The organism is Chryseobacterium sp. YR221 (assembly GCF_900176315.1).
Classification (GTDB): Bacteria; Bacteroidota; Bacteroidia; order Flavobacteriales; family Weeksellaceae; genus Chryseobacterium; species Chryseobacterium rhizosphaerae.
This window is the reverse complement of record NZ_FWXM01000001.1, coordinates 36,034-59,867: the sequence shown is the minus strand read 5'-3', so window position 1 is coordinate 59,867 and position 23,834 is coordinate 36,034. Positions and strand designations below refer to the sequence as shown.

18 protein-coding genes are annotated in these 23,834 nt (G+C 36.2%); 8 read left to right on the top strand and 10 right to left on the bottom strand.

Features of this window, described 5'->3' with window-relative positions:
• On the bottom strand, positions 1-1,353 hold the full coding sequence (locus tag B8967_RS00250) for a TolC family protein (protein WP_047491130.1): 1,353 nt from the start codon (positions 1,351-1,353) through the stop codon (positions 1-3).
• 81 nt (positions 1,354-1,434) lie between these two features.
• Entirely contained in the window at positions 1,435-2,028 is a 594-nt protein-coding gene (locus B8967_RS00245; RefSeq protein WP_047491133.1) for a TetR/AcrR family transcriptional regulator, read from the bottom strand.
• 187 nt (positions 2,029-2,215) lie between these two features.
• Here B8967_RS00245 and B8967_RS00240 point away from each other — a divergent pair, with 187 nt between their 5' ends.
• The gene (locus B8967_RS00240) at positions 2,216-6,124 is read left to right on the top strand and encodes a DUF7948 domain-containing protein (RefSeq protein WP_179140011.1); all 3,909 of its coding nucleotides are present in this window, start codon (positions 2,216-2,218) and stop codon (positions 6,122-6,124) included.
• 34 nt (positions 6,125-6,158) lie between these two features.
• Here the strand turns inward: B8967_RS00240 and B8967_RS00235 are convergent, their stop codons facing one another.
• Positions 6,159-6,983 carry a CvfB family protein gene (locus tag B8967_RS00235; RefSeq protein ID WP_084083792.1) on the bottom strand — a complete coding sequence of 275 codons (825 nt, stop codon included), beginning with the start codon at positions 6,981-6,983 and terminating at the stop codon, positions 6,159-6,161.
• Positions 6,984-7,112: 129 nt separating this feature from the next.
• Here B8967_RS00235 and B8967_RS00230 point away from each other — a divergent pair, with 129 nt between their 5' ends.
• A complete protein-coding gene (locus B8967_RS00230) occupies positions 7,113-7,559 on the top strand; it encodes a hypothetical protein (protein ID WP_084083790.1) in 447 nt (148 codons plus the stop codon).
• 116 nt (positions 7,560-7,675) lie between these two features.
• Here B8967_RS00230 and B8967_RS00225 read toward each other — a convergent pair whose 3' ends face one another.
• The 7 genes from B8967_RS00225 to recQ form a co-directional block, all read right to left on the bottom strand.
• The gene (locus tag B8967_RS00225; RefSeq protein WP_047491143.1) at positions 7,676-8,515 is read right to left on the bottom strand and encodes a DUF4476 domain-containing protein; all 840 of its coding nucleotides are present in this window, start codon (positions 8,513-8,515) and stop codon (positions 7,676-7,678) included.
• A gap of 104 nt (positions 8,516-8,619) precedes the next feature.
• Positions 8,620-10,023 (bottom strand): dihydrolipoyl dehydrogenase, encoded by a 1,404-nt coding sequence (gene lpdA / locus B8967_RS00220; RefSeq protein ID WP_084083788.1) that lies wholly within the window; start codon positions 10,021-10,023, stop codon positions 8,620-8,622.
• A gap of 130 nt (positions 10,024-10,153) precedes the next feature.
• A complete protein-coding gene (locus B8967_RS00215) occupies positions 10,154-10,540 on the bottom strand; it encodes a cupin domain-containing protein (protein ID WP_084083786.1) in 387 nt (128 codons plus the stop codon).
• Positions 10,541-10,588: 48 nt separating this feature from the next.
• Positions 10,589-10,939 (bottom strand): hypothetical protein, encoded by a 351-nt coding sequence (locus B8967_RS00210; protein WP_084083784.1) that lies wholly within the window; start codon positions 10,937-10,939, stop codon positions 10,589-10,591.
• 78 nt (positions 10,940-11,017) lie between these two features.
• Complete coding sequence (locus B8967_RS00205; protein WP_047491153.1) at positions 11,018-12,100, bottom strand: glycosyltransferase; 1,083 nt, start codon at positions 12,098-12,100, stop codon at positions 11,018-11,020.
• Positions 12,101-12,428: 328 nt separating this feature from the next.
• Entirely contained in the window at positions 12,429-12,878 is a 450-nt protein-coding gene (locus B8967_RS00200) for a hypothetical protein (RefSeq protein WP_084083782.1), read from the bottom strand.
• An 85-nt stretch (positions 12,879-12,963) separates the two neighbouring features.
• Positions 12,964-15,168, bottom strand: coding sequence for a DNA helicase RecQ (gene recQ, locus B8967_RS00195; protein WP_047491159.1), 2,205 nt, complete (start codon positions 15,166-15,168; stop codon positions 12,964-12,966).
• Positions 15,169-15,325: 157 nt separating this feature from the next.
• Between recQ and B8967_RS00190 the strand changes: the two genes are divergently transcribed.
• The 6 genes from B8967_RS00190 to B8967_RS00165 all read left to right on the top strand — a co-directional run bounded on the left by B8967_RS00190 (position 15,326) and on the right by B8967_RS00165 (position 23,727).
• Positions 15,326-16,285, top strand: coding sequence for a KpsF/GutQ family sugar-phosphate isomerase (locus B8967_RS00190; protein ID WP_047491165.1), 960 nt, complete (start codon positions 15,326-15,328; stop codon positions 16,283-16,285).
• Positions 16,286-16,294: 9 nt separating this feature from the next.
• Positions 16,295-16,858 carry a Crp/Fnr family transcriptional regulator gene (locus B8967_RS00185; RefSeq protein WP_047491166.1) on the top strand — a complete coding sequence of 188 codons (564 nt, stop codon included), beginning with the start codon at positions 16,295-16,297 and terminating at the stop codon, positions 16,856-16,858.
• Positions 16,859-16,954: 96 nt separating this feature from the next.
• Positions 16,955-17,641, top strand: coding sequence for a type 1 glutamine amidotransferase domain-containing protein (locus B8967_RS00180; protein ID WP_084083781.1), 687 nt, complete (start codon positions 16,955-16,957; stop codon positions 17,639-17,641).
• Between the two features lie 267 nt (positions 17,642-17,908).
• Entirely contained in the window at positions 17,909-18,736 is an 828-nt protein-coding gene (tatC, locus tag B8967_RS00175) for a twin-arginine translocase subunit TatC (protein ID WP_047491171.1), read from the top strand.
• A gap of 255 nt (positions 18,737-18,991) precedes the next feature.
• Positions 18,992-21,937, top strand: coding sequence for a reprolysin-like metallopeptidase (locus B8967_RS00170; protein WP_084083779.1), 2,946 nt, complete (start codon positions 18,992-18,994; stop codon positions 21,935-21,937).
• Between the two features lie 158 nt (positions 21,938-22,095).
• Positions 22,096-23,727 (top strand): M1 family metallopeptidase, encoded by a 1,632-nt coding sequence (locus B8967_RS00165; protein ID WP_084083777.1) that lies wholly within the window; start codon positions 22,096-22,098, stop codon positions 23,725-23,727.
• The last annotated feature ends 107 nt before the right edge of the window (positions 23,728-23,834 follow it).

Sequence of the window (23,834 nt, the reverse complement as noted above, 5' to 3'; positions counted from 1 at the left end):
TTATGGGTTTTGTAGTGTGTTTAATTCTCCTTTAGCTTTAATTAATTTGATCTCAGCTTGCTTATAGTCTAATAATGCATTTGAATAATTCTGTTTTGCCTGAGTCAAAGCATTTTCAGAATCTAAAACTTCTGTAAGTGTTGCCAAACCATTCTGATAATTAGACTGAGTATTTTTCTGTACTCTTTCCGCAAGGCCTACATTGTCTTTCATACTTTGGATATTAATGATAGAGTTTTCCATATTGGAAATCGCATTTTTATAATCCAAGTTCAAAGTCAACTGGGTATTTTGAATATCCAAATCCAAATCCTGAATATCAATTTCAGCTTGCTGAATCTTAGCTTTTGTAGACCCTCCTGTAAAGATCGGAACATTAATATTTAGCCCTATTGCTGAATAATCACTCCAAAGTACCCCATTACTCAAACCATTGGTAAGAGGAAATTTCTTTCCTGTTGCCGCCCATGCATAATTGGCCTGCAGGCTTACAGTAGGATAAAGATAGGCTTCCGTTGCTTTTTTGTTGAACACAAGAAGCTCTCTGTTTTTATTCTTCACTTGCATCTCCAAGCGGTTATTCAGATCCACGTTGCTGATGATTAGCTCAGGTTTCGGTTCAATAGTCTTTTCTTCAAGCTCTATACTGGAATCAATGGGAACTCCCATGTAAAACTTCAGAGCATTTTTTGAAAGCTCAACTGAATTGATCAGTTGCTGTCTGTTGGATCCAATATTAGTCAGCTGTACGTTTGTACGATCTAAATCAATGGCTTTTGCCAATCCGTTATCAACTAGACTCTTGATAACATTTCTTGTTTTTTCTGTATTGGTGTAGCTTACCTCCACAGTCTTAAGATTTTCTTCCTGTACAAACACCTGATAATAAGCAGTTGCTACATTTTCAATAATCTGTTCATTGGTCAACTGAGCATTCAGGATATAAAACTCTCTTGTTGATTTTGCAGCCTTAAGGCCAGTAAAGACTCTCTGATCAAATATAGCTTGCTGAACATTTACCCCTGCATTGGTGCTCCAAGGCTGTCCCAGCTGAGCGGTTATTCTTTGTCCACCAAATTCCAGTAATGACTGCTGAATAATTGGATTATAAGTTAAGCCTGCCGTACCGGTTACCTGAGGTAAAGCTCCTGCTCTGGCTTCATCTATTTTATATTCAGCTTTTTTGATCTGTAAGGCCGCTTTTTTGGCTTCTGCCTTATTTTGAAGAGCCTGCTTAATGGCTTCCTGTAAAGAAACCTGCTGTTGTGCAGACACCGATGAAAAGCCGAAAATCATAAATGCTGCAGCTATCCCAATTTTTAGCTTTTGCGCAGTTATACGTTTTCTTTTCATAATTTTATACTTCGTTTATTTTTTTATGTAGTTTAATGTTGTTATTTTATTTCTATATGACGAACGCCGTTCTGAAATACTTTAATTTTTAAATAACATATTGATAATAATCTCTTTCCGTTCTGAAATAATCTTATCATATTCATCATCACTAATCATCAGATTCTCCATAAACAGAGGTCTTATAGCACTTGGAAAAACCAATAACGAAACCATATTCAGAATAAACTGAACGGGTGACATTTTCTCAATATTTCCCAATTCCATTTCTTTTTCAATATCGCGGTACATCTGATCCAGGATATCTTCTTCAATTTCTCTTTGATGACAGCTTCCCTTATTGATCTGTGAAACAATATAAGTTTCCAGATAAGGATACTGAAGGCTTGTAGCAAGGCTGCTTTCTATAAACTCACTCATTTTCTCCTTAAAAGGAAGATTTGAAGTCTGGATAATCTTAGATTTCTCCTGTTCCACTTTTTGTGCTTCATCGAAAATAATCTGAATCAGGTTATCTCTTGAGCGGAAATAGTAGTTTATCAGTGTTCTGTTCACTCCGGCTGCATCAGCAATTTCCTGCGTTGTAGCATCAAATTTTCCTTTCACAAAGAATAAATTCTTCGCCGTCTCCTTGATCAATTCCTGTGTTTGGTCTTTTTTTGCTTGATTTGACATTTTTGTTAAACAAATTTGTGCAAAATTAAACAAATTTTGTTTTTGACAAAATTGTTAAACAAAAATATTAAACAAAATTGTTATGATTTACATCATATTTTTCATATAATTCAACACCATGTGTTATTTAATATTCGATGAGAGGGGCATTTTTATATCTTTGCCGCAAAAAAAAATTAATACCCTGATGCGAAAAATTTTATTGATGTTCTCCGTTCTGAGTGGAGTTCTTCTATTTTCACAAAAAAAGATATCAGAAAACAACTCCTACTATTTTTACGAAAACAAAGGCCAGATTATAGATCAGGACGGAAAAGAAAACAATGACGTAAAATACCTGTTCCACTCTAATGGACTGAATGTACAACTCCGTTCCGGTGGCTTTTCTTATGATATTTACGAAACAAAGAAAATAGTAAATCCCAACTTTTCAAAAAAGACAGAAAATACACTTCCAAGTCCCAACCATTATAATATTGATGAATATATTTATGAAAAGTTGATACACAGAGTAGATATTGATCTTGTTAATTCTAATCAAGAAGCAACTATTATAGCAGAGGGAAAATCTCCTGATTACGACAACTATTATAATCTACCAAATAATCATAAAGGAGTCACAAATGTGTATCGTCATCAAAAGGTTCGCTATAAAAATATATACCCTCATATAGATCTGGTTTTCTTCAAACCTAAAGACACTTTAAAACCTATTGAATATAATTTCATCATCAATCCTGGTGGAAAAGTATCTGATATCAAAATGAAATTTAATGGTGCTTCTACGCTGATCAAAGACGGAAGACTAACCATGAATGTACGTTTTGGTGAAATCTATGAGAATATTCCTAACAGTTGGATCACAGGGAGCATCAATAGAAGTATTGATGTTTCTTTTAAAGATCTTGGAGATCAGACTTTTGGATTTAATGCACCTTTAGATACTTCCAATAAAACGATTGTGATAGATCCTGTACCCACAAGAGTATGGGGAAGCTACGCTGGAGGATTTGGGGAAGATTCCGGAAGAATCAAGACTGACAGCCAAAATATTGGCTATTTATATGGAGCCACCAATAGTACTACGAATTTTGCAACGTCAGGAACCTATCAGCTCAATGTTGCCGGAGGTTTTGATGCATTCTTGATGAAACTGTCTAAAAATGGGCAAAAACTTTGGGGAACCTATTATGGTTTTGGAATGACTGATGTATTTATGGATGTAGATTTTGATGAAAATTTTAATATATATGCCGGAGGAACCGTTCAAAGAGGGTCTTACAATGAAAATATTGTTCTGATAAAATTTAATAATAATGGAAGCTTGGCTTTTGAAAAAGAATTTGTTTCAAGCAGACAAGACAAACTGTATACTGTTTCTTATAACCAAAATCACGTATATATTGGTGGGGATGCTTTCAGTTCTGATTTTCCTACTGTCAACGCAATGCAACCTACCAAATCTACCCCCATCGGCTATACAGAAGGTATTTTAGCTTCTTTAAATACAACAACCGGTACTGTGGATTGGGCCACCTATTTTGGAAGAAGTGATGGTTCAACCTCTATTTTCCATATTTTCTCTTCTGTTGATCACCTTGAAATAATTGGAGCTACCCAATCTTCAACCATCCCCATGGTTAACCCTTTTCAACCTTTAAAAGGTGGTGAGGTAGACGGAATCTACATACAGTTTTCAAAATCGGGAAATACTATTCTAAGGTCAAGCTATTATGGTAATGCAGGATCGGAAGTTATATGGAAAGCAAGAATTGTAAATAATACCTTAATTCTTCCCGGTAAATATCCTACACCTGCTTTTCCAATGGGACAGCCTGGAATCTGGCGTGTAAATTTAGCCACTAATACAATTACAAAAAGTTATTTTGATTTTACTGGTGAACCTCAATTATTAGCATATCCGGACATTTCCGGGAATGTTTTCTTTACAGGATTACATTCTAGTGGACAACCTGATATATCTACTCCCGGAGCGTACATGGGAATGCCAGCCATGTATATTTCCACCTTCTTAATTAAATACAATCAAAATGATGTAAAGGAATGGGGAACATATTATAAAGGAAATGGTGCAACACAACATGGTGAAGTTACAAAAGATAATGAAGGTGCTATTTATTTAACAGGAATGTCTAGTGGAAATACCTCCGGCATTGCAACCCCAGGAACATTTCAGCAGTTACCTGGTGGTGGAAATGACATTTTTATAGCTAAATTTCAAGACTGTACCTCAGCTGCAGTGATCACCTCCAATTCTCCGGTTTGTATTAATTCAACACTCCAACTGAATGCTACCGGAGGAACAACATACAGCTGGACAGGGCCCAATGGTTTTACTTCTTCTTTACAAAACCCAACCATCAACAATGCAACAGCAGCTAATTCCGGCACCTACATATGTCAGGTTTCCGGATCCGGAGGCTGTGACGGAAGTTTCTCCGTAAACGTTGTGGTAGGTGATCATGCCGCTCCGATTCCGAATGTTGCCAATTTAACAGATATTACAGGCGATTGTCATACAACGGTTACTAACTTTCCAACTGCTACGGATAACTGTGCAGGGGTAATTACTGCAACCACCACAGACCCTCTGTCATATTCAATTCCAGGAAACTATATCATTCATTGGACGTATAATGATGGAAACGGAAATACAGCCACTCAAAACCAAAATGTAACTATAACATCACCTGCCCTTCCCACTGCAGCAAACTTAATACAAACCTTCTGTACCACAAACAATCCAAAAATTTCAGATATCCAGATCACAGGTCAGAATATAAAATGGTATGATGCTGCAGGAAATCTGTTAGCGGCTACAACGCCTCTTCTCAATGGCCAGACTTACCATGCTTCTCAAACTATCAACGGTTGTGAAAGCAATACAATTGCTGTTCAGGTGACGGTCAATACCACTCCTAAGCCGACAGCCAATATTGACCAGGATTTCTGTGCTTCCGCTAATCCCACGATAGCTAACCTTGCCGTAACCGGAACATCTCTGGTGTTTTACAATGCCTCAGGAACGGTATTACCCGCGACCACTCCCCTTGTACATGGACAAACCTATTATGTAACACAGACATTAAACAACTGTGAATCTGAAAAACTGGCTGTTTCTGTAACCCTTTCTATCAATAATATTCCGGCCAAAGATTATGCTCCGTTACTGTGTAATACTACGACCGGAAACACAATGACAGTAGATCTACATTCTTTTGAAAGTAATATCATTACGAATCCGGGCGCTTATATATTTACTTATACGGATATGAGTGGAAATGTCATTACTAATCCTTCAGCTTATGTTGTAAACAATGGATCAACCTTAGTTCATGTAAAAGTTGCCACAGCTGACGGATGCTTTACAATAGTCAGACTGAATATTACGGTCAATCCAAAACCTTTCATCAACCTTCCTGATCAGTTGGATTTCTGTGAAGGAAAATCTGTGACTTTAGATGCAGGACCCGGATTGCAGTATCTATGGAACACCGGTGCAACAACCCAGACCATTACCGTATCAACTCCGGGAACCTATTCTGTAAAAGTAACAAACAGTTTCGGCTGTGAAAATACAGATTCTGTGCAGATCAGCTATTCTGTATTAGCTCAGATTGTATCAGTAAACATTGTTAATAATACAGCAACAGTCATTCTTTCCCAAGCCGGAAATTATGAATACTCCTTAAACAATAGTACCTGGCAGGACTCCCATATTTTCACCAATTTAAATATCGGGGAATACACCGTCTATGTAAGAACAAAAGCAGGATGTATTATTGGCCAGAAAAACTTCTCTATATTCAACATTCCTAATGCCATCACTCCCAATGGTGACGGAACAAATGATACATGGAAAATAGCCGGGTTAGAGAATTATCCGGGAACAGAAGTCAATTTATATGACAGAAAAGGATTGATGATCTTTAAGGAAACCATCAGTAAAAAACCTTTTCAATGGGATGGAAAATATAACTCCCAACCTATATCCACAGGAACCTACTGGTACACCATAAAAGTGTCTGATGGAAGAACCTACAGTGGATGGCTGCTGGTTAAAAACAGGGAATAATAAAAAAGAGCAGAAAATTCTGCTCTTTTATTTTTTATAGTAATCTGATCTTATCATCCAGGATATCAATAATCTTATCCTTATAAAGTCCTCCAATTGCTTTCTTAAAGTTCTTTTTACTCATCTGAAGCTCATCTTTGATCTCTTCAGGAGAAGACTTGTCTGAAACATGTAAAAGTCCGTAGTTCTCCTCCAATCTGTTCAGAATCTTTTGTTTGAATTCATCAACATTTTCAAAACCTTCGGGCTGCAGAGAAACATCAATTTTTCCATCTTCACGAATCGCTTTAATATAACCTGTTTCTTCAGACAAAGGATAAAGCTTTTTAAAAACATCGGAAACATAGATCAAACCGATATATTTTTTGTTGATCACCACATTCCAGCCAATCTCACTTTCATTCATCATAAGCAGGTCTACACTATCCCCTTTCTTGAATGGCAAATCCTGATACTGAGGGTTTCTCTTGAATTTTGTAGTTCCTGTAATCAAGTCCATATCTTCATCTACGTAGATATAAACCAGGTATCTTTTACCTTCTATAATTTTGGTTTTCTGCTGTTTGTAAGGAATAAACAAGTCTTTGATGATTCCCCAGTCCATAAATGCTCCGCTAGGAAGACTCTGCACACAACTCATTACAGCAAACTCTCCCACTTCAGCCAATGGAATCTCAGTAGTTGCTTTCAATTTATCATCATCCTGATAAACAAAAACCTCTACCTCATCACCTATTTCTTTTTCTTCATTCGTGAAAATTTTTGGTAAAAAAGCCTTTTCACCGGATTCATCTGCTAAGATCCATCCTGAGTTATTTTTTTCTGAAATTTTTAAAGTTTGAGTTTTTCCGAGTTGCATTGATGATAAAATTAGCTGACAAAGGTACGGAAATTTGAAGATTTTACCCTACTTAATACTTTTAAGAATTATTTTATCTGTCAGACAGCTTTTAAAACCTGTACATTTGAATAAAAAATACCAGAAAACATGAAAAAGTATTTCGCTGTGGCATTTCTTATTTCGGTGATCACGATCAATGCTCAATTACTCGAAAAAACAGCTATTACGGTTGCCTATCGTTATACCGGAAGAAATGTTTTACAGACCGGCTTGGAATTCAGAATAGGTAATACTCATGGGAGATCTGTTATTTTGGGCCCCTCCCTTCTGTATAGCCATATCAATCATGCAGATAAATTTATTCCGGAAGCCCATATTTATCTTTCCGATCAGGGAAAATTATTCGGACTATCTTCTAACCCCTATTCCATAGAACCCAGAATCGGTATTACACTGTTCAATATTATCTTTCTCAATACCGGATATGCATTTCCTATCCACAAAGAAAAATACTTTAAAGGGGTTACATTTGGGATACAGTTTAATATTGCGCCCAAACACACTCAATTTTATGACCCAATAAAAATAATGTAATCTAAAATAGGGTGAGGCTAGACCCAAATACGTTTATTATTAAAATAGAAACAAGCATATTTCTGATTAAACAATCAACAATAAAAAAGAGATGAAAATCACCTCTTTTTTTATTGTTATAAATTCGTAACATACTCCATGAGTTCCCGTTTACTACTTTCAAAATCAAATGCATCGGATACCAGAAAGTATTTGTTTTTATCGGCACAATTCCGATACATAGATTTAGCCAAAGACAATTTATTTTTATCAAAACTGATCGACTTCACCAAATCTCTGATCTGTGCAGCGGTAAACATAGAATTTCGCATTTGCTGATTAATCATAGCTATTTTGCCATCATCAAATTTCTCATTTCTCTGCAACATTTCAAAAAACTGGCGGAAGGTTGTATTGTCCATTACATTACCAGCATTATTCCAGTTTCCGGATTGATTTCCGTAAGGATTATTCCAGACATCATTCCAGTCATTAAAACCGTATTGCCCCTGAACAGGATAAGAATCCAGCAAATATAACCCTTCATTGGTAAAGAAATCCAGTACCATTCTGCTGTTATTCCGAAGCATCAAAGTAGTTCTGTACATTAAAAATCCATTTTCATAGATTGCAATCGGTATTCTTCCGGACTGTAAGTCAAAAAATCTATATTTCCCGGAACCATTGGCCATCATTTGATCACCAATTTCAACAGTGAAAAACCCCTGCTCAGGGATGCGCAAAAAGACCTCTGCATATCCGTAATTTTTATTCCATTGATACCCTGGATTTTTTATCTTGTTGTTTTGATTGGCTGTATTGTGATCAAAGGTTTTATTTCCTCTGCTTAGGCTATTAGGAGACTGCATTTCCGTTGTTGAAGCTTCATTCTTTAACAACTCCCCCGCTTTCCCCGCTTCCTGTGCCCATACGCTTATACCAGCCAGAAACATTAAACTTATAAAAATTTTCTTCATACTTTACTTTTCAAAATCAATCTCCATTTTTGTGCCAAAAAGAAAGAGAAGCATCTGCTTCTCTTTCTTTTCAATATTTAAATGATTAAATCTTTTTAATCGTACTATATGTGGATTGGTCTTTTTCCGGTAGCATCCAACGCTGCTTCTTTAATAGCTTCAGCATAAGTTGGGTGAGCATGAGAACTTCTTGCGATGTCTTCAGCACTTGCACGGAATTCCATAGCAATTACTCCTTCAGCAATAAGATCTGCAGCTCTCGCTCCAATGATGTGCATTCCTAAAACCTCATCAGTTTTTTCATCTGCAATAATTTTCACAAGTCCATCAACATCACCACTTGCACGGCTTCTTCCTAATGCTCTCATTGGGAAAGAACCTACTTTATAAGCCACTCCTTCTTCTTTCAATTGCTCCTCAGTCTTACCTACTCCGGCAACTTCAGGCCAAGTATATACCACACCAGGAATCAGGTTATAATTGATATGTGGTTTTTGTCCTGCTAATATTTCAGCAACTAAAGTTCCTTCTTCACTCGCTTTGTGAGCAAGCATTGCCCCTTTGATCACGTCACCGATTGCATAGATGTTGGCAACGTTTGTCTGTAAGTGATCGTTTGTTTTTACTCTTCCTCTTTCATCAAGTTCTACTCCTGCTTTTTCAAGACCAAGACCATCTGTATAAGGTTTTCTTCCTACAGAAACTAAACAGTAATCTCCTTCTACAACTACTTCTTCTCCTTTTTTATCTTTAGCTGTCACTTTTACAGTGTCTCCGTTTCTTTCAACTGCAGAAACTGCTGTAGAAAGCATAAACTTCATACCCTGTTTTTTAAGAACTTTCGTCAATTCTTTACTTAAAGCACCGTCCATTCCAGGGATAATTTTATCCATGAATTCAACAACCGTTACCTGAGCACCTAATCTTAAGTATACAGAACCTAATTCAAGACCAATAACGCCTCCTCCAATTACGACAAGGTGCTTTGGAATTTCTTTAAGGTTTAACGCTTCTGTAGAAGTAATCACTCTTTCTTTATCAAGAGAGATAAAAGGAAGTGAAGACGGCTTAGAACCCGTTGCAATAATTGTATATTTAGATTCTATTGTTTCAGAAGAACCATCATTTTTAGTTACTTTAATCTGAGTAGCAGATTCAAAACTTCCCAATCCTTCAAAAACAGTGATTTTGTTTTTGTCCATCAAAAAGTTGATCCCTTTAGTCGTTTGATCTACCACTTCATTTTTACGCTCAATGATTCTTGCAATATCTGCCTTCGGCTCATTGATGATAATTCCGTGGCTTGCAAAATTGTGTTTTGCATTTTCAAAATGTTCAGAGCTGTCAAGAAGTGCTTTTGACGGAATACATCCAACATTAAGACAAGTTCCGCCTAAAGTTGAATATTTTTCAATAATTGCTGTTTTGAAACCTAATTGTGCTGCACGGATCGCAGCTACATAACCTCCAGGACCAGAACCTATTACGGTAACATCGAATTGACTCATGTTATATTATGAATTTGTTTATTATTATCTATCTTAATTCTCACAAATTTACATATAAATTACTAAGCACCAAAGTGAGTTTTATCAATTTTAAAAATGATAATTATAGGCCTTATTTTTATGAAAAGTGTTATTTTATGAATTTTATATTTTCCTCACTCCCTTCCTTCAAATAAATGGCGGTAAAGACAAGTGGTTTTTCTGCTGAAGCATTATCAAAATGGAGGATCTTCACATTTTTAGGTTCATAAAAAGCATCTCCTTCATGAAGTATCACTTTCTGTTGTCCTTCTATCTGAAAAACAACCTCTCCTGAATTGATTATTCCTAAAACGGGACAGGGATGCAGATGTTCAGGAGCTCCTTGTCCTGCAGCCATTGTTATTTCCTGAATCTCTGTGGATTTAATTTGCTGATCAATAGCCGTTTTTAACAATTCTTTTCTGGAAATTGTCTTCTGCTGGGCTGTCATGACAACAGAATTCAATATCAAAATAACGATTATAAATGGCTTCATAAATTTGATATTTAATTAGACTCCTTTTTACTTAAATCAGCATATATATTACAAACTCACATTCAGTTTTCCTTGTCCAAATGTACCGGTACTTTCAAAAAAAGAACCACCATACACATACCAGTCAAGGTTTTCTAAAAATTCGACAGCATTTTCCGGACTTATTTGAGGACGGTCTTTTTTAGAAACAATCCCCTTGTACCATCTTTCAGATTGGGGAGCATTTTCAAATTCAATACAATAATGGATCCATATCCTCTGGCAAAGTTTACATTGCTGAACAGATACCTCAGCATTTCTTCCGTCTGTATGATCAATTCCTAATGCTGAGCTTCTATATTCTGTATAATTGGAAGTTGGCTTCTCGCAGGCACATCCTAATTTTTGGATTTTATTCATGAATGAAAAATGGGTTTTCAGATAAAATTTATAATTCCAAAAGTAAGAAATTAACAACCCATAAAGCAAATGCTGTCATTAACGTTTTACTAAATCCAGTAAAACCTTTTCATATTTATCTAAAATAATATTTTTTGAAAACCTGGATTTAATAGAGTTTCGTATAGCATCCCGATTATAATTACTCTGCATAACTCTTATAATCTGCTGTGCAAAGTTTTCATAGTTTTCTATATTAGATATTTCTCCATTCACATTATGCTGAATGATTTCGTTAATTCCTCCGGGGCAGTTATTCGCTAAAGAATAGGTTCCGCAAGCTCCTGCTTCCAATAAAACATTCGGAAAGCCTTCATATCGTGACGAAAGAATAAATAAATCTGCATATTTTAAAAACTGGTAGGGATTTTCCTGCCTGCCATGAAAAATTACATTTTTTAGTCCCAAAAACTCTTTCATCTGAAGCAAGACTTCTTTATCTTTTCCATCTCCTAAAATATGAAGCAGAATATGTTCATTTTTAAGCCTTGAAAAAACTTTCAAAAGATTATCAAAGCCTTTTCTTGCTGATAAATTACCGATAGCCACTACATTTTTATAATTGTATTTAAAGCATTCAGGTTTAAGGGAAACAGATAATTTATCATCAATAAAATCGAAATCAACCGGATTATTTATTTTTACAATTTTCTTCTTTTTGATATTAAAATTATCCACCAGGTCTTTCATCATATCATCGCTTTGGGCAATGATTCTCTGATAATTATTGTAAAAATTATAGAAAAATTTTATTTCTTTTCTCGTAACATGCTGAGTGACCACATTCGTTTCCCTGGCAATGAATTTCGTCCTTGGAAAAAGCTTGATAAATAATGCTAAGTAAGCATTGACTTCCCCAAAACCGGAAAAAACAATATCGGGTTTTCTCCTGTAAATTTCTCCCAAAATAGGTTTCAGTGAATGTCTGATCCTCTCTGTATTAATATCGATGATTTCAACATCTTTTTTTAGAAAATTAAGATACCCGCCTTTCTTACGCAACAGCAAAATCTTCGGCTCAAACCGATCTCTGGAAAGATGATTCGCTATGGTGGTAACTATTCTTTCTGCGCCCCCGGTTTCTAGATCCGGCAGAATAAATATGACTGATATTTTTTTCATCAGTTAAAGTTACTAAAAAGTTTCATTATGTGTCAAATATTGGAGTACTGAAGATTTTCTATCCCTAAAAAACCACCGCTACATCAGTCATCCGAATAAGGTAAAACAATCTCAGCTAAAAAAGATTTAGATGTTGGAAAAATGCAAAGACGCAAAGGTATTTTGAATGGCTACTGCTTTAAGGCGCAAGGATTTTATCTCCGATAAAATTGAATGTGTAAAATGATCCCACTAATTATACAGATGTTTGAAAGAGTTTTGATATTTTTTTATGCTACGAATACACTACTTATTTTATTATGCATACAATCTATGCGTGTATGTTGTTTTAAAAATAATTTTCAAAGAAAAACCCAGTACCAGGAATTGAATCTAATTTAGAATTAATTTCTGGATGCCCTAAAAACCAATTCTCTAAATCAGAATTATTTTTCATGCTATCATGTACAGGAATGGTTGTATAAAGAACATTATTATGTATATTATTTCTTAAGTATAATACTAAAAACCGTTTATCTACATTTTTTGGTCCTTTAGAAAAAGGTAAGTCTCCATCACATCTACCTTTATACTCTTTATCACCTACTTTAAATGTATACAGATAATAATAGCCTGTACCTCTTCCATATTCTTTAATTCCATATATTTTACCAATGGCATACTCTCCGGTTTTTCTATAATTTCCCTTGAAATCCTGCCGTGTAAAATAATCATAGGTGAATACACATATTGTGAGAAAAAATAAAATTATAGTATAGTTTTTCTTTAAAAATTGCATTCAGTATAGTTTGTTAGCTTTCTCTAAATTACAATAAAAAAGCTCTTCACTTGAAGAGCTTTTTTATTTTTTTATACATCAATCCTTAGTTGGCTACATCACTGATAAACTTAATTCTCAGCATTCTTACTTCTTCATCAGAAAGTTCATCTCCAAATTCATCCAACAGCACCTTCATGCTGTCACTTTCAGAATCAGTCATGAATTCCATAAAGCCATCAACGATATCTTCATCAAAATTATCTTCAATATAGTAGTCAATATTCAATTTTGTTCCCTGATATACGATACTTTCCATTTCTTTCAGTAATTCATTCATGGAAAGATTTTTTGCTCTTGCAATATCTTCAAGGTCAATTTTCTTATCGGTACTCTGGATAATAAATACTTTATGGCTTGATTTATTGGCGACCTGTTTCAGGACCATATCCTGGGTACGTTCAATATTATGATCTTCTACATAGGTTTTGATAAAGTCTGCAAACTCTTTACCATATTTTTTTGCTTTTCCTTCTCCTACCCCATAGATCTTGGCTATTTCTTCTAACGAGATAGGATACTGAACAGTCATATCCTCTAAACTGGGATCCATAAATACTGTATAAGGAGGAATCCCGTACTTTTTAGCTACTTTTTTTCTCAGTTCTTTTAATTGTCCAAACAGGTTTTGATCCAGTCCACCACCAGCTTGCTGCTGGATCTGATCACTCTCAGCTTTTGTTTGACTAAGGTCAAATTCTCTGTCTTCCGCAATTAAAAATACATCTTTAGTTTTGCCAGCCAGAACATCTCTGCCTTTAGCCCCCATTTTTAAAACCCCATAGGTTTCAATATCTTTCTGTAAAAAATTCTGAACAGTAGCCTGTCTCAGAATTGTCTTCCAATAATTATCTTTTTCTTCTTTTCCGAAACCGAAATGTGAGCTTTGCTCCAGTTTGTAAGATTTTGTAACCGCCGTTTCTTTTCCTACTATTACAGAAATCAGATCTTTCGCTTTAAACTTCTCACCGGTATCACTGATCAGGGCCAGTACTCTCTCCAAATCATCAGTGGCATCTTTTAATTTTGGAGGATTCGAAGAGTTGTCACACATCTTCGCTCCATCTCCGTTCACAGGATCAAAACTTTCTCCAAAATAATAAAGGATATATTGTCTTCTGCTCATTGAAGTTTCGGCATAGCCTACCACTTCATTCAAAAGCTGTAAACCAATCTCCCTTTCGGAAACCGGTTTTTGTGCCAGAAATTTCTCCAGTTTTTCAATATCTTTTGGATCATAGAATGCCAGACAATGTCCTTCACCACCATCTCTTCCCGCTCTTCCGGTTTCCTGATAATAACTTTCCAGTGATTTTGGAAAATCATAGTGAATCACAAAACGTACATCCGGTTTGTCTATTCCCATCCCAAAGGCAATGGTAGCCACAATGACATCCACATCTTCCATCAGGAATTTATCCTGATTGGCAACCCTTATTTTCTGGTCAAGACCGGCATGATAAGGAAGTGCATTGATACCGTTAACTTGTAAAAGCTGGGCAAATTCTTCTACTTTTCTTCTGCTCAGACAGTATACAATTCCGGATTTCCCTTTGTGTTGGTTGATAAATTTTACGATTTCCCTATCTACATTGACTTTTGGACATACCTCATAATATAAATTAGGACGGTTAAAACTTTCCTTAAAGACCAAAGCATTGGTCATTCCTAATGTTTTTTGGATATCATCCTGAACTTTAGGAGTGGCAGTAGCTGTCAGTGCAATGACAGATACATCTGCGATCTTATCAATAATCTGTTTAAGATTTCTGTATTCAGGCCTGAAGTCGTGCCCCCATTCTGAAATACAGTGCGCTTCGTCAATAGCAAAGAAAGAAATTTTCACTTCTTTCAAAAACTCCAGGTAATCTTCTTTGATCAAGGATTCCGGAGCAACATACAAAAGTTTGGTTTTTCCGCTTTTAATATCGTCAAAAACCTGTTTTGTCTGTGTTTTGTTTAATGATGAATTCAATACATGGGCTACTCCATCTTCCGAGGAAAGGCCGTTCACTGCATCTACCTGATTCTTCATTAACGCGATCAGGGGCGAAACGACTATTGCCGTGCCTTCGGAAATAAGTGCCGGAAGCTGATAACATAATGATTTTCCACCACCTGTAGGCATTAAAACAAATATATCCTTCCCTTCCAATAGGTTTTCTATGATTTGCTCCTGCTGACCCTTAAATGTAGAAAACCCAAAATACTTTTTCAATTCGCCTGATAAATTGGCTTTTTTTGCGCTCATCTAATTTTCTATTGCTAAATTTGCATATAACCCAAAGTTATAAAATTTTTGCTTAAAATAAAAGCGAACGGATTTATAAAAATAAAATTTATATTAAATATTCTTTTTAAAATATAACATTTTTTAGGAACTTTTTTGTATACCATATCATCGTAAAATGGATAGAACCAACATTATATCAATAGCTAAAAGTACTTTAGAAATAGAGATTTCGGAACTTGAAAAATTAAAAAACAGAATTGATGACCAATTTGCCGAGGCAGTGGAAATTATTCATGCCGCAAAAGGGAAACTTATTGTAGTGGGAATAGGAAAATCTGCTCATGTGGGGAATAAAATTGTGGCTACCTTAAATTCTACAGGTACACCATCACAGTTCCTTCATGCATCAGAAGCTATTCATGGAGATTTGGGTGTTATTCAGAAGCAGGATGTCGTTTTATGTATTTCCAATTCCGGTAACTCTCCTGAGATTGCCAATCTGGTTCCTTATTTAAAAGACTATTCTTCCGCTTTGATCGGGATGACAGGCAACAAAAAAAGTAAACTTGCCGAATTTTCTGAAATTGTACTGGATACCCATGTTGATGTTGAAGCCTGCCCGAATAAGCTGGCTCCTACAAGCTCTACAACCATCCAAATGGCTTTGGGAGATGCCCTGGCTGTTGCTTTAATGGAACTGAATGATTTCAAAGCCAATGATTTTGCTAAATTCCATCCGGGAGGCAGTTTAGGAAAAAATCTTACATCAAGAGTGGAGCAGTTTCTTTCTTCACAAAAACCTCAGGTTACAGAAGATGCCACCATAAGAGACGTTATCATTTCTATCAGTGGATCCAGCCATGGAATTACGGTAGTTACCAATGAAGAGCAAATCATAGGAGTTGTTACGGATGGAGATTTGAGAAGAATGTTGCTGAAAGGAGAAGATATCAGTAAGGTTTTGGCTAAAGACATCATGTCTGCCCATCCGAAAACCATTGAAAAAGAAGCTCTTGCCAAACAGGCAATGAAGGTATTGAAAGAAAACAACATAGGTCAGCTTATTGTCACTGAAAACGGAAAGTACTTCGGGATCATTGATCTTCATAAGCTGCTGGATGAAGGCATCAATTAAGCGATTTATATGGAAGACTTTCTGAAAAAACATATACAGGAGATTATCAATCTCACGGATGATGAGTTTGAAATGGTAGCCTCACTTTTCAGAAAACAGAAATTCAGAAAAAGGCAGTTTTTAATACAGGAAAATCAACCTGTAAAAGACATATACCTGATTGAAAAAGGATTTCTTAAAAGCAGCTTCATAGACAGCACAGGCAAAGAACATATTCTTCAGTTTGCAGCACCCAATTGGTGGATTTCAGATTTTGCAGCTTTTTTTAAGCAGGATCTATCCTCAGTAGCTGTTGACTGTATTGAAAATGCTGAAGTTTACTGTATATCCTATGAAGACTTAGATCTTCTTTGTACAAAAATCCCAAAGACGGAACATTTTTTCCGGGTAAAATCCAATTTTGGATATATCGCTTTACAACAGAGAATTCTTTCTCTAATGAGCAAGTCTGCCAAAGAGCGTTATGAAGATTTCTTGCAGCAGTATCCGGGATTTATTGACCATATTCCCAAGCAGCTTATTGCAAGCTACCTGGGAGTTTCAAGAGAAACATTAAGCAGACTATATTCTTAAGATGTGACGTGGGTCACATCTTTTTTTTGAGCTATGTCATAGTGATAACGATGTTAAATTCTTCATCTTTGTTTTATAATTTTAATCTAAAAAACAATGAAAAAGAAAGTATTAATTGTCGTAACAAGTGTAGAAAAATACCCTGATATGGATAGAGCAACCGGTTTGTGGCTGGGTGAAGCGGTCCATTTTTATGAAAAATTACTTGAAAAAGGATATGATATTGATTTTGTAAGCCCACGAGGAGGTTATACTCCACTGGATCCTATTTCATTACAGATGTTTGTGCAGCCTTCGGAATGGAAATTTTATGCAGATGAAGTTTTCAGACAGAAACTGGCGACTACTTTAAAACCGGAAGAAATCAACCCGGAAGAGTACAGTGTCATTTACTACACTGGAGGACATGGAGTTGTTTGGGATTTTCCAGAGAATGAAACATTACAGCAGATAGCTCAAAAAATTTATGAAAATGGAGGCATAGTTTCATCAGTATGTCATGGTGCTGTAGGTCTTTTCAACATTAAACTTTCCAACGGAGAACTTTTAATTAACGGAAAAACACTCACAGGCTTTTCCAATTCAGAAGAAATAGCCTCTGAACTGGCTGATCATATGCCTTACCTTACAGAAGATGTTTTAAAAACCAAAGGAGCCCATTATGTAAAAGCTGATCAGGATTTTGTTTCCTTTGCGGTATCTGACGGAAAACTGGTAACAGGTCAGAATCCTCAATCTGGAGGTGCCGTAGCCGAAAAGGTATTGGAAATACTTGAAAAATAAGCAATTCAGTAAGAATAAAATAGATAAAAACAGACTATACCTGAAATCAAAATAAGGTTAGGTCTGTTTTTTTATGGATAAAACCTGCTTCTTCAAGCATTCATCTCACTTCCTTACCTAAAATATCAAGCCAATACCGTAAATATATATGTACAATATTGAACAAAATCATGATCAATAAATTCTAAATACTGATTATTATTTCATAATTTCGCAGACTTAAACGGCGTATCCGAACAGGTGAACCGTTTGGATAGATTTTACTATATGGACAATAATAAAGACATGTCCTTTCTGGGGCATATTGGAGAATTAAGAGGACACCTGATCCGTTCAATTATTGCTATCGTAATTGCTGCTTTTGCAGTTGGTTTCAATATCAATTGGATTATGGACCATATCTTTTTTGGACCAACAAGAAATGACTTTCCTACCTTCAGAGTGGTTAACCACTTTTCAAGAATGCTTTTAGGTGAAGACAGTATTCATCTTCCCAAAGATTTCCCTGTACGTGTACAGAGACTCTACCAGCAGTTTAATGTGATGATGGCTGTTTCTGTTTTTGGAGGCATGGTAGCCGCGTTTCCTTATATTGTTTGGGAATTATGGCGCTTTATTGGTCCTGCTTTACATCCAAAAGAGAGAAAAAATTCCATTTATATCATCAATGCAGTCTGGATTCTCTTTATGACAGGAATTCTTTGTGGATATTTTTTAATTCTTCCTTTTGCAGTCAACTTTGGGGTTATTTTTAAAATTTCGGATATTATTGTTCCCCTTTATGACCTGAGTGATTATACAACCTTATTTTTACAGGTAATTTTGGGAATGGGTATTATCTTTCTTTTCCCCATCCTTATTTACTTCCTTACCAGTATTGGTATTCTGACTCCGGTATTTATGAAAACCTACCGCCGTCATGCTATTGTTTTGATTATGGTAGTGGCTGCAATCATTACCCCTGCAGATGTTTTAAGCATGCTTATGGCTGCTTTCCCACTTCTTATTTTATACGAATTCAGTATCGTCATGTGTACTTTCACTTATAAAAAGGTGCAGAAAAATAACGGAAATCTTCCGGTCGTTCAGAAATAAATAACGATTATACTGTGTGATAAAAAAGGTGCTGGTTTTAATTATTAAAACCAGCACCTTTTTTATCACACACACAAGTCTAATTATTAATTTTCTTAAAATAAAGTTATTTATATTAAAAAAATAAACAAGATTACCATTTAAATAATTTTTATTTCATTCAATGGAATAAATAACATGAAATAGTATCAAAAACAGAAATATTCGTAATAAATTAATTAATTTTACAAAAAAACATTCAATTTATTAAATATTATGAAAAAGAAAATTATTTTCGTTTTTGCGTTGGCTATTGGCTTAACAAGTCTGCAAGCACAACGGTGGGAGCCCGTATCCGAGAAGGTCACTCCGATCAGAAAGGAAGTGAATATCATCCACGCTTACAAAGTTGACCTTACATCACTTCGTGAACTTTTGAAAAATGCTCCTGAGGCAGGAAAGGGAGCTAATCCTGTAATTATCTCTCTTCCTACTACCGAGGGAAAGATCGAAAGATTCTCTGTGTACAGTTCGCCGGTGGTTGAAAAGTCAATGGCTGAAAGATATCAACTTGGAGCTTATTCCGGGGTTGGTGTAGACAATCCCAATAAACAGATCAGATTCAGTACAGCTCCTAATGATTTTCAATCTATGCTTTTTGACACTAAGACAGGACAATATGAATTTATAGAGCCTGTAAACAAAGAAAAAGATATTTATGGAGTCTTTTTCAAATCTGACAAAGCACAGGGAAACAGTGTTTTTGAATGTAAAGCATCCGAGCCTGAAAGCTCAAAAAAGGAAATGAAAAAACTGTTACAGTCAAAAAAAGGAGTAAACGGAGCAGGGATTAATAAGAGTAACGATCAAAAATATCGAACTTACAGAATTGCTGTTTCCGTTAATGGTGAATATACTCAGCTGGCAGGAGGAGTTCCTGGTGCAGCAGCCCGCATCAACGCTACAATCAACAGGGTAAATGGCGTTTATGAAAAGGACTTGGGAATTCATTTAATTGTACAGGACCTTCCACAACTCATTTTTACAGATCCGGCTACAGATCCTTATTCAGATGTGGCAAATATGGGTAACTGGAATCTGGAAGCCCAGCGAACATTTACCAACACCGCAGGTGTAGGTAATAATGCATATGATGTGGGGCATTTTTTCGGGCATAGAGGTGGTGGTGGATCTGCCGGTGATATCGGAAACGTCTGCAGAAACCCAAGCAACAACAATGACGCAACTTCTAAAGGAGCAGGAATTACTTCTCCCGCAGTAGATGATCAACCATTTGGGGACACTTTCGATATCGACTATGTAGCTCATGAGCTAGGACACCAATTTGGAGGACGTCATACCATGTCTGTAGTTCATGGTCAAACAGATATCCCAATAGAACCGGGGTCAGGATCTACTATCATGGGATATGCAGGAATTACCCAGGCTAATGTGCAAATGCATTCTGATGCCTATTTTCATACGATTAACATTGAGCAGATACAAGCCTATGTAAACAGTAAAAACTGTGATATCAATATCCCCGTAGTCAATACCCCACCGGTAATACAACCATCACCTGATAAAGCAATCCCCAAAGGTACCGCTTTTGTACTGACAGCAAGTGCTGCCGATGCCCAAAACGACCCTATGACCTATACATGGGAGCAATATGATATTTCAGCCACTAAGTTTAATAACCTGGATGCCACCCGGACCAGTGGAGCTAACTTCAGATCCCTATCCCCTACAGCATCTCCAACACGTTATTTTCCTAAGCTTTCAACAGTTCTTAATGGAACACTTACTACGGTACAGGATTGGGAACTTCTACCCAATGTTCCCAGACAGCTAAAGTTCAAAGTAACCGTAAGAGACAATAATCCTGATATTACTCAGCAGCAAACCCAGAGCAGTCTGGTAAAATTAAATGTAGGAAATGAGGGACCATTTAAAGTAACTTCTACTACAGTTTATAATAATCTACCGGGGGCTGTTACCTGGGATGTTGTCAATACAAATAATGCTCCATATAGCGTACAAAATGTCAAAATAGACTATACAACAGACAATGGAAATACATGGACCGTTATCACCCCATCTACTCCCAATGATGGAGCTGAACCTTTTTCATTCTCTTCACTGCCTACCGGATCCAACGTAAAAATCAGAGTAAGTGCCATTGACAATGTTTTTTACGCTATTGGCAGTGCTAGCGTTTCTGCATCCGCAGAAAACTGCTCTTCAGCCACACCAACAGGAATTGTGGTCTCAGGAATCACAAGAAGTTCTGCCAGTATAAACTGGGCTGCATTGCAGGGCGCTACTTATTCACTAATGTATAGAAAAACAGGAACCGCTACATGGACTACCGTTCCTGTAACAACAAATTCTTATACCATCTCCGGATTAAATGAAGGTACTCAGTATGAAATTCAAATAGCGAATGTTTGTGGATCTACCACTGGAAGCTATTCCGCATCTACTAACTTTACTACCCTTCCGTTTACCTTGTGTTCTGCAACCGGAACAAATTCTTCTGATGAATTTATTTCCAACGTCACGGTAACTCCTACAGGAATGAGCCCTATTTCCAATACCAGCACTGCTTCACCTTATACCAATTATGCTACTGATCCTACAAAACTGATTACCCTTACCAAAGGATCTTCCGGTAATACCATCAGTGTACAAAAACAATGGTCTGGTGCTCAGTATAATGAAGGGGTAAGTGCATGGATTGATTTTAACAGAGACGGAATTTTTTCTGATTCTGAAATCATCTTCACAAGTGCTCCTAGTAAAATCACTCCTGTTTCAGGAACCTTCTCGGTACCTGCAGATGCCTATGTCGGCAGTAATATCATCATGAGAGTTGTGCTTGCCTATAATACACAACCTACCAACGGATGTAGCAGCCAACAATATGGTGAAATTGAAGATTACCCTGTACAAATTCAAGCAGAAAACCTTGCTACCAAAGAGATAACAAAAGATAACAACTCAATACAGATTTATCCTAATCCAGCTAGCGATGTATTAAACGTGACTAAAGTTTCGGCTAAGGCCCAATATACCATCACCAATATGGCCGGACAAATTGTAATGAACGGACAGATTACAGACAATAAAATTTCGGTATCCAAATTGATCACCGGAGCTTATGTGATTTCGATTGAGGATCAGGGAACTACTTCAAACCTGAAATTCATCAAAAAATAAAAATAATATTTTTCAAACCATGCCCGGCAATCAATAAGCCGGGCTTTTTTGTATCTGAATGATTGATCTTCTTTTAATATTGCACATTTTTACCTTTTCACAATTTTGCTGTTAATTAAATTTTCTATTTTTGAAAAGATTATTAATAAAGTTTAAAAATGAAGAAGTTATCATATACGCTTTTATTTGCTTCAGGATTGGTTTTCGGACAATTCTTTGAAAAAGGTCAGGTTTATACCAAACAGGATACGTTAAAGGGTTCGGACACTCAATTCCGAAATTTTTGGGATGTCAAAAAATATGACCTTTCCGTAGAGCCTGATTTTGATCAGAAAAGTATCAAAGGAAATAATAAGATCAGTTTTGAAATCATTAAAGATGTGACCAATCCTGTATTTCAAATTGATCTGCAGCAACCTATGAAAGCTGATAAAGTGGAAGGAAACTTCTCCATTAAAAGTTATAAGCAGGAGGGCGACTTTATTTTTATTACCGCTAATAAAAAGTTTAAAAAAGGAGAAAAATACAGTATTGATGTTACCTATTCCGGGAATCCTGTAATTGCTAAAAAAGCTCCCTGGGATGGCGGCTGGGTTTTTGCTAAAGACAAAAATGGTCATCCATGGATGACCGCTGCTGACGAAGGAATTGGAGCTTCCATCTGGCTTCCTACCAAAGATATATGGAGTGATGAGCCCGACAATGGTATTACTATGAAAATCATCACCCCTAACGATCTTGTAGGGGTTGGGAACGGAAGACTGATAGACAAAAAGACCAAAGGCAATACAACTACTTACACCTGGGAGGTAAAAAATCCGATCAACGCCTACTCTATTATTCCCAGTATCGGAAAGTATGTCAACTTCAAAGATAGTTTTGATGGTGAAAAAGGAAAACTGGATCTGGATTACTGGGTACTTGACTATAATTTAGATAAAGCCAAAAAACAGTTTCAACAGGTAAAACCTATGCTTTCAGCATTCGAATATTGGTTTGGCCCATATCCATTTTATGAAGACTCTTATAAATTGGTAGAATCCCCTCACCTGGGTATGGAACATCAAAGTAATGTAGCCTACGGAAATCAATACCAGAATGGTTATCTGGGCAGGGATCTTTCAGGGACAGGAGTCGGTCTGAATTGGGATTTCATTATCATTCATGAAAGTGGTCACGAGTGGTTCGCCAATAATATTACAGCAAAAGATCAGGCTGACATGTGGATCCACGAAAGTTTCACTAATTATTCTGAAACTCTTTTCACTGAAAAATTTATGGACAAAAAATCTGCGGAGATATATGTTCAGGGAATCAGAAATAATATTAACAATGATATACCTATTATCGGCCACTATGGGGTAAGAAATGAAGGCAGTGGTGACATGTATCCTAAAGGAGCCAATATGCTTCATACGATGAGACAAGTGATCAATAATGACGAAAAATTCAGACAGATTTTAAGGGGGCTCAATAAAGATTTTTATCATCAGACCGTTACCACCAAACAGATTGAAGATTATCTATCATCAAAATCCGGAATTGATTTTTCCACTGTTTTTGATCAATACCTGAGAACGGTAAAAATTCCTACCCTTGAGTATTCTCAGAATGGCCAGACGTTGAAATTCCGATATACAGATGTGGTTAAAAATCTGAAACTCCCAATCAGAATTGACGGAGAGCAGACAATTACTCCAACGGAAGACTGGCAGACGGTAACACTTACAAAAAATACTCCTGTTGAGTTTAACAAGAACTATTATATCAATTATAAAAATGTTCAGTAAATAATAAAAAAGGCAAATTCGCAAACCAGCAAATTTGCCTTTTTATTTTTTTAACCCTTTGGAATTAATTTTAAGAAAAGTTTAATACCCTATCACGTAACAAAATG

Bases quoted from the DNA above. Each gene is read 5' to 3' on its own strand.
- B8967_RS00250 (WP_047491130.1), bottom strand. From the start codon at position 1,353: ATGAAAAGAAAACGTATAACTGCGCAAAAGCTAAAAATTGGGATAGCT.
- B8967_RS00245 (WP_047491133.1), bottom strand. From the start codon at position 2,028: ATGTCAAATCAAGCAAAAAAAGACCAAACACAGGAATTGATCAAGGAG.
- B8967_RS00240 (WP_179140011.1), top strand. From the start codon at position 2,216: ATGCGAAAAATTTTATTGATGTTCTCCGTTCTGAGTGGAGTTCTTCTA.
- B8967_RS00235 (WP_084083792.1), bottom strand. From the start codon at position 6,983: ATGCAACTCGGAAAAACTCAAACTTTAAAAATTTCAGAAAAAAATAAC.
- B8967_RS00230 (WP_084083790.1), top strand. From the start codon at position 7,113: ATGAAAAAGTATTTCGCTGTGGCATTTCTTATTTCGGTGATCACGATC.
- B8967_RS00225 (WP_047491143.1), bottom strand. From the start codon at position 8,515: ATGAAGAAAATTTTTATAAGTTTAATGTTTCTGGCTGGTATAAGCGTA.
- lpdA (WP_084083788.1), bottom strand. From the start codon at position 10,023: ATGAGTCAATTCGATGTTACCGTAATAGGTTCTGGTCCTGGAGGTTAT.
- B8967_RS00215 (WP_084083786.1), bottom strand. From the start codon at position 10,540: ATGAAGCCATTTATAATCGTTATTTTGATATTGAATTCTGTTGTCATG.
- B8967_RS00210 (WP_084083784.1), bottom strand. From the start codon at position 10,939: ATGAATAAAATCCAAAAATTAGGATGTGCCTGCGAGAAGCCAACTTCC.
- B8967_RS00205 (WP_047491153.1), bottom strand. From the start codon at position 12,100: ATGAAAAAAATATCAGTCATATTTATTCTGCCGGATCTAGAAACCGGG.
- B8967_RS00200 (WP_084083782.1), bottom strand. From the start codon at position 12,878: ATGCAATTTTTAAAGAAAAACTATACTATAATTTTATTTTTTCTCACA.
- recQ (WP_047491159.1), bottom strand. From the start codon at position 15,168: ATGAGCGCAAAAAAAGCCAATTTATCAGGCGAATTGAAAAAGTATTTT.
- B8967_RS00190 (WP_047491165.1), top strand. From the start codon at position 15,326: ATGGATAGAACCAACATTATATCAATAGCTAAAAGTACTTTAGAAATA.
- B8967_RS00185 (WP_047491166.1), top strand. From the start codon at position 16,295: ATGGAAGACTTTCTGAAAAAACATATACAGGAGATTATCAATCTCACG.
- B8967_RS00180 (WP_084083781.1), top strand. From the start codon at position 16,955: ATGAAAAAGAAAGTATTAATTGTCGTAACAAGTGTAGAAAAATACCCT.
- tatC (WP_047491171.1), top strand. From the start codon at position 17,909: ATGGACAATAATAAAGACATGTCCTTTCTGGGGCATATTGGAGAATTA.
- B8967_RS00170 (WP_084083779.1), top strand. From the start codon at position 18,992: ATGAAAAAGAAAATTATTTTCGTTTTTGCGTTGGCTATTGGCTTAACA.
- B8967_RS00165 (WP_084083777.1), top strand. From the start codon at position 22,096: ATGAAGAAGTTATCATATACGCTTTTATTTGCTTCAGGATTGGTTTTC.